The organism is Petrotoga sp. HWHPT.55.6.3 (assembly GCF_002895495.1).
GTDB lineage: Bacteria > Thermotogota > Thermotogae > Petrotogales > Petrotogaceae > Petrotoga > Petrotoga mobilis.
On record NZ_AZRJ01000021.1, the window covers coordinates 77,193 to 84,733 of the forward strand.

Sequence of the window (7,541 nt, forward strand, 5' to 3'; positions counted from 1 at the left end):
TGATTTGTACATTCAAGATGTGATTATGAACTTAGAAAAATATTGGTCCGATTTAGGATGTGTTATAGACCAACCTTATGATATTGAGATGGGGGCAGGGACATACAGTCCTGCCACTTTTTTTAGGTCTTTTGGAGCAAATGAATGGAGAGTTGCCTATGCTCAACCTTGTAGAAGACCAACAGACGGTAGATACGGCGAAAATCCGAATAGAATGCAACGATTTTATCAATACCAGGTAGTTATCAAACCTTCACCCAAAGACATTCAAGATCTATATATTAGGTCTTTGGAATCTTTAGGGATATCCCCTAAGGAACATGACATAAGGTTTGTAGAAGATAATTGGGAATCTCCTACTTTAGGTGCGTGGGGAGTTGGATGGGAAGTATGGTTAGATGGTATGGAGATTACTCAGTTCACGTACTTTCAACAGATGGGAGGCATCCCATTAACCTATATTCCCGTTGAGCTTACTTATGGAATTGAGAGAATAGCTATGTATTTACAGAATATCGACAACGTTTATGAAACCAAATGGAATAAAAATGTAAAGTACAAAGACATATATAAAGAAAACGAAAGGCAATTTTCTTACTATAATTTTGAAGAAGCTGATATAGACATGCTTAAAACACTTTACAATATGTATAAAAAAGAATTTCAAAGGCTAATTGCAAAACAATTATATTTACCTGCATACGACTATTTAGCAAAATCAGCACATGTATTCAACTTATTGGACGCAAGAAATGCCATTGGAGTTAACGAAAGGCATCAATACATATTGGATATAAGGAATATGGCGAAAAGCTGTGCAAAACTATATATCGACAGTTCAAATGCGGAGGTAATTGATGTTGAATAGAGCAATTTTTGAAATAGGTGTTGAAGATTTACCCCCATCAGAATTTGATAATATCCGAGCTCAATTAGAAGAAGAATTAAAAAAATCATTTGAAAAAAATGATTTAAATTTTTTATCCATGAATATCTTTATTTCCCCTCGTAGGTTTGGAGCTTACATCGTGGGCCTTCCAGATAAACAACCTGATAAAAAAGAAAAAAGAAAAGGTCCTCCAAAAAAGATTTGCTTTGATGGAAATAACCAACCCACGAAAGCACTCGAAGGTTTTGCTAAAAGCCAAGGTGTCCAGGTAAAAGATGTAAAATTTGAAAACAATGACGGCGCAGAATACGCATATATAGAGTCTGTTAAAGCGGGAGAACCCACAAAAATTATTTTACAAAATATCATTCCAGAATTGATAACCAACATGAATTTTGCCAAAAGTATGAGGTGGGGAAAAGGTAATTACACCTTTGTAAGACCGGTACATTGGGTCTTAGGTTTGTACAACAGAGAGATTTTAGAATTTGAAATATTCGATGAAAAATCCTCCAACAAAAGTTATGGCCATCGTTTTTTTGGTGAAGAGATATTGATTACAAATCCTCAAAGTTTCTTTAGTGAATTAAAAAAGAACTATGTAATCCCTCTATATGAAGAAAGAATAGAAGTAATAGAGAGAGAAATTCATGAGTTAGAAGATGAATATAATATCAAGATTTCTTTGGAAGAGCACGAGGATTTAATTCGAGAAATTGCCAAAATGACAGAATTTCCCAAAGGGGTAGTTGGAAGTTTTGATGAAAAATATCTTTTTCTACCCCCAGAAATTATTATTGTCACTGTAAGACACCATCAAAGAAGTTTTGTGGCGATGAAAGATGGAAAGGTAATCAATAAATACATAGCTTTCCAAGACGGCTTTGGCAGGAAAGGCAACGTTACAAATGGCTATACTAGAGTAATAAACGCAAGATTAGACGATGCGGCTTTTTACTATGAAGATGACTTAAAAGCGGATATACAGAAGAGGCTTGAAGATTTAAAGAGTATTACTTATCAAGTAGAATTAGGTAATTACAGAGAAAAATGTGAGCGAATATCAACACTCAGTTCAAAAATTGCCGAAAAACTGGGTTTTGAAAATTTAGATGTAGTTAAAAGAGCCGGGTTGTTATGTAAAATTGACATTCCTTCCAAAGTTGTATATGAATTTCCTGAATTGCAAGGAATTATGGCGAGAATCTATTTGAAACATAAAGAAGAAAATGAAGATGTTTTCTTAACGGCCCAAGAACACTACAAGCCTCTTTCGGAAAATGATGAAATATCTCAAAATTTAGTCGCTAACCTCGTCTCCTTAGCTGATAAAATAGATGACCTCGTTGGATACTTCGGTATTGGAAAGATCCCTTCAGGATCAAAAGATCCTTTTGGATTGAGAAGAAAAGCTTTTGGAATCTTAAGAATCTTAATATCGTTGGATTGGGACCTGAATCTTAAAGAACTTATCGATTTATCAGAAAAGACCTTCGTTGAAAGTGGAAAATCTAATATCTCAATAAAATCTGTAGAAAATGAGTTAATAAATTTCTTATCCAACCGTTTAGAAACCATTTTAGAAAGAGAAAAAATATCCAAAGAGGCTATAAATTCGGTTTTAATAAATATATATAAACCTTTAAGAGCTTACTTGGCTGCAAAATCTTTGGACAAGTTTATAAAAAAAGAAGAATTTCGAGATTTTATTATTGCGTTTCAAAGGGTAAACAACATTTCGAAAAATCATAAATCCCAAGAATATAATGGAAGACTATTCATAGAAGAAGAAGAAAAAACATTATTTCAAAAATATTTAGAAGTCAAATCCCATTTTGAAAACTGTTTGAAAAAATTAGATTACGACGGGGCAATTGAAAGCTTAATCTCTTTAAAAGAAAATATTGACAGATATTTTGATAACATCTTTGTTATGTCTGAAGACGAATCTATAAGAAGCAATAGACTAGGTTTTTTAAAATCTTTATCTGCTCTGTTTTATGAAATTGGAGACGTGGAAAAATTATACAAGGGCTAAATTTTAAGATAAGGCGTGTTTGAACAATGGATTTACTTTACTATGAAAATTTTAAAAGTTGTAGTTATTTTGTTCCTACCTATAAAAGGCAAGGCACATACTTTAAAATTAACCTAAATGGTTTGAACGTTGAAGCTAATTTTGAAAGTATTAACAACGGTGTAGTGAAAATCATTAGAATGGGGAACAATTTTAAAAAATCTTATTGGTTACATATATATACCGTATATAGATATTTCAAAGATAAAGGTGAACATATAAAAAGAATAGTCTTAGAAACATCCAATGGAAGTTACGAAATAAATGTTTCTGATATTCTTTTAAGAGAAAAATGGATAAAGAAAGAACTTAACAAACTTAAATCAACGAAAAAAGTCCATGGGCCACACTGCAAGTTCTGCAAAATTAAAAACCAATGTCATTTGCAATTTTTAAGGGAAGGAGATTATTCCGTAGTCCCAAATTTAAGTAAACCTATGATTGAGGATTTAAAAAACATGAATTTGGAACCCTTGACAGTTATAAAAACCAATCAAATAGAAAAATTAGACAAAAGATTCAAAAAACCTTTATACAATCTAAAGTCTCTAATTGAAAACCAAGTTTACGTTATTAATAAAAACTCTCTTCCACAAGATTACATAGTCTTTGACGTAGAAACTTACTTAAACAAAGACTTTTTGTTTGGATTTTTAGAAAATGAAACGTATGTTCCTTTCTTTTTAGGAAAAAACGAATACAAAAACGCTGAAAAAATGGTTGATTTTCTGTATGAAAAAGACAAGGTGCTATTGCATTACGATAAAAACGATCTCACAGCCTTAAAAAAACTTTCATCTAAATATCCTATGTTGAGAGATAAATTAAACAAGATCTCCTCAAAAACGTGTGATCTATACGAGATAATAAGAAAAAATTACAGCTTACCTGTTGTTTCTTATTCATTAAAAGATATCAGCAAATACTTTGGCTTTGCTTGGAAAACAGAGTTAAATGGTTTTGCTGTTATACCCGAATACAAAAGCTATTTGAATGGCAATAAAAATGCTTTGAAAAATATTTTTAAATACAACGAAGATGATTGTCGAGCCACAAAATTAGTATTAGAAAGTCTTAAGACCATTTAATCCGTTCATAAACTCTCTAAATAAGACCTATGTATAGTCTGTTCGATACTATACATAAGTCTTTTTTAATGTTAATAAAAACTATTCAAAAATTATATAGAAGGAGCTAAGGGTATCTATGAAAGATTTATGGAATTTGTTTATAACTTTTGCTCGAATCGGGAGTCTAACTTTTGGTGGTGGCTACGCAATGTTACCAATGATTCAAGAAGAAGTTGTTAAAAAACACAATTGGGCAACTGATGAGGAAGTAATTGACTATTATGCCATTGGGCAGAGTACACCCGGAATAATCGCTATAAATACAGCTACTTTCATAGGTTACAAATTAAAAGGAATCCTTGGAGGAATATTTGCAACCTTAGGGATGGTCTTCCCTTCTATCGTAATAATAACCATTATTGCCATATTTTTCGAACAATTTCAAAATTTGCAAATAGTACAAAATGCTTTCGGTGGCATTAGGGTAGTTGTAGTTGCACTCATGTTGAACGCTATAATAAATATGTGGAAAAAGTCTATCAAAGATTACATAGGTATAATTATATTTTCAGTTGCTTTTATTGTTGTTGCCTTCCTAAAACTATCTCCAGTTGTAGTTGTGATAACTTCTTTCATAGTCGGATTGATTATACAACAAAATAAAGATGATGATAGAAAGTGAATTACATTATACTTTTTTTTGAATTCTTTAAAATAGGACTTTTTTCTGTAGGTGGAGGTTTAGCAACTATACCTTTTCTTCAAGATCTAGCTCGTAAGTATGATTGGTTAACCCTTAATGACTTAGCTGATTATATAGCTATATCCGAATCTACGCCGGGACCTATTGGAATAAACACAGCAACATTTGTGGGTTACAACTCGGGAGGTATTTTTGGTGGTATAATAGCTGTGCTGGGGATAGTGACACCTTCAATAATTATTATTACTACAATTGCCCATTACTTTCAAAGGTTCAATGAAAAACCATTTATACAAAGTGGATTTTATGCTTTAAGACCGGCAGTGGTTGGGCTGATAGGTGCCGCAACGTATGAAGTAGCAAAAGTTTCCTTATTTTATCTTGAGAGGCTTACAGAAACTCAAACTTTGGTTTCTGTGTTCAATTTTAAGGCTATAATATTGTTTCTAATCATCATTTATTTAATGAAACGATTTAAAAAGCATCCTGTAGTTTATTTGGCTTTAGGAGCGGCTGTTGGAATCATTTTTAAGTTTTAACTTATTAACTTAGTTAATCAGTAAAATAAGCACAGACACCTGTGCTTAAACGGTAGGAGGATATTTATGAAAAAAGGAATGCTTATTGTAATAGAATCTGGAACGGACGCAAGTGGCAAAGCCACACAAGCAGAAATATTGTCACAAAGATTAAAAGATGAAAAAATCAAGGCATTTAAAGTTGAATTTCCAAATTACAAAAGCGACTCTTCCGCTTTGATAAAAATGTATTTAAAAGGGGAATTTGGGGAAAATCCTGAAGCAATAAATCCATATGCTGCTTCCACTTTTTTTGCTGTGGACCGATTCGCAACTTACCAAAAAGAATTAAAACCTTTTTATGAATCTGGAGGAGTTTTAATATCTGATAGGTATACAACTTCCAACATGATATATCAATCTTCAAAATTTGAAAATCAAAGTGAAAAAGATGAATTTTTGGAATGGCTTTGGGATTTGGAATTCAACAAATTTAATTTGCCAAAACCTGATTACGTAATATTTTTAGATATTCCTCCCAAAATAAGTATAGAATTGCTGAAAAAAAGAAAGGAAAAAATAATAGCCCTAACAGGAAAAGATATCCATGAAAAAAATATTGAATATATAAATAAGACATACGCAAATGCGAAATACATCGCCCAGAAGTACAATTGGACAATAATAAACTGTTTAAAAGAAAACGAAGAATTAAAATCAATCGAAGAAATTCACGAAGAGATCTACTCTATATGGAAAAACATAAGAGATTTGGGAGAAATATAAAATGGCTTTTGCTATAATTTTCAAATTTGGATTTTGGACTTTTTTTGTATTAATATATGCAGTTGTTGCTACGACTGTTATCATCTTGGAAAGAAAAAGACCAGAAAAAACCATAAGTTGGCTTTTAATATTTGCCGTAATCCCACTTATAGGCTTTGTAATCTACCTTTTTTTTGGAAGAAACTGGAAAAGAAGAAAACTTACCAGTGATATTTACTTGAATTCAAACACTACTTTATCGCAAGAAGAAAAAGAATGGCTAAAGAAGGTACTTGGGGAAAATGATATTCAATATTTACAACTAATTAATCTTTTAAAAAGGAACTCTAAGTCACCTTTATTTTTGGGAAACGACATAGAAATTTTTAAAAATGGGAAAGAAAAATTCTCTTCTTTCTTTAAAGAAATTGAAAACGCAAAAGAATCTATCAATTTAGAATACTATATTGTAAAAGACGATGAAACAGGAAAAAAACTTAAAGACCTCCTGATAAAAAAGGCTAAAGAGGGCGTAGAAATCAAATTCATTATGGATAAAATAGGTTCAGGTCGTCTAAAGAAAAGTTATATAAAGCAATTAAAAAATGCAGGAGTTGAAATTGCTTTTTATAGCTATTTTTTATCGCCTTTACTTAAATTTGTAAATACTCAGGTAAATTACAGAAATCACAGAAAAATAGCGATAATTGACTCTAAAATCGGATTTATCGGAGGGATAAACATTGGAAATGAATACATTGGTAAAAGTAGTTTGGGATATTGGAGAGACCTCCACTTAAAAGTTAGAGGAGAGGCTGTAAACGGACTTCAAAAAATTTTCTTTGAAGACTATCAAACAATTGTAAAGGCAGAGAGAAAAAAAGAAAAAATAGATCCTAGTAAATACTTTAAAAAACAAGAGAGAAAAGGGAACTCTTTAATACAAATAGCGGTGAGCGGCCCAGAGTCAGAAAATTCATCCATAATGCAAACGATCCATAAGATGATTACTATTGCTAAAGACCATATATACATAGCTACCCCGTACTTCATCCCAAATGATAGTATTCTTTCGGCTTTGAAAATAGCTGCTCTTTCAGGTATTAAAGTAAAAATCTTATTTCCGGGAAAGATGGATCATTTTTTAGTATATTTTGCTTCAAGAACATATTTGGAAGAAATTATAAAATATGGTGTTGAAGTCTATTTTTACAGAAAAGATCGATTCATACACTCTAAATTTGTATCCATAGATGGTTTAATATCAACCGTAGGGACCGCAAATATAGATATCAGAAGCTTTGAACTGAATTACGAGGCAAATCTCTTAATATACGATAGGGAAAAAACTAAAGAAATAGAAGATATTTTCCTAGAGGATTTAAAAATTAGTTCTCACATTTCTCAAGATTACTTCAATAATCAACCTTTCCTCATCAAATTTACCGAAGCATTCAGCAAAATTTTCTCTAATCTTTTGTGAAAATTTAAATTTTTACGGCTCTTTGTCAAATATGGT

Annotated in this window: 7 protein-coding genes; all 7 read left to right on the plus strand. The window is 31.5% G+C overall.

Going from position 1 to position 7,541, the window contains the following annotated elements:
• The first annotated feature begins 4 nt into the window (after positions 1–4).
• The 7 genes from X926_RS07095 to cls all read left to right on the plus strand — a co-directional run bounded on the left by X926_RS07095 (position 5) and on the right by cls (position 7,505).
• Positions 5–868, plus strand: coding sequence for a glycine--tRNA ligase subunit alpha (locus tag X926_RS07095; protein ID WP_103065553.1), 864 nt, complete (start codon positions 5–7; stop codon positions 866–868).
• On the plus strand, positions 858–2,927 hold the full coding sequence (glyS, locus tag X926_RS07100; protein ID WP_103065554.1) for a glycine--tRNA ligase subunit beta: 2,070 nt from the start codon (positions 858–860) through the stop codon (positions 2,925–2,927). The genes X926_RS07095 and glyS overlap by 11 nt, the downstream gene beginning before the upstream one ends.
• Positions 2,928–2,953: 26 nt before the next feature.
• Positions 2,954–4,054 (plus strand): TM0106 family RecB-like putative nuclease, encoded by a 1,101-nt coding sequence (locus tag X926_RS07105; RefSeq protein ID WP_103065555.1) that lies wholly within the window; start codon positions 2,954–2,956, stop codon positions 4,052–4,054.
• A gap of 118 nt (positions 4,055–4,172) precedes the next feature.
• On the plus strand, positions 4,173–4,718 hold the full coding sequence (locus tag X926_RS07110; RefSeq protein ID WP_103065556.1) for a chromate transporter: 546 nt from the start codon (positions 4,173–4,175) through the stop codon (positions 4,716–4,718).
• Positions 4,715–5,278, plus strand: a complete 564-nt coding sequence (locus X926_RS07115; protein ID WP_103065557.1) for a chromate transporter — start codon at positions 4,715–4,717, stop codon at positions 5,276–5,278. The genes X926_RS07110 and X926_RS07115 overlap by 4 nt, the downstream gene beginning before the upstream one ends.
• A 66-nt stretch (positions 5,279–5,344) precedes the next feature.
• Positions 5,345–6,043: a deoxynucleoside kinase gene (locus X926_RS07120; protein WP_103065558.1), complete on the plus strand. Its 699-nt coding sequence runs from the start codon at positions 5,345–5,347 to the stop codon at positions 6,041–6,043.
• A 1-nt stretch (position 6,044) separates the two neighbouring features.
• On the plus strand, positions 6,045–7,505 hold the full coding sequence (gene cls, locus X926_RS07125; RefSeq protein WP_103065559.1) for a cardiolipin synthase: 1,461 nt from the start codon (positions 6,045–6,047) through the stop codon (positions 7,503–7,505).
• Positions 7,506–7,541 lie beyond the last annotated feature (36 nt).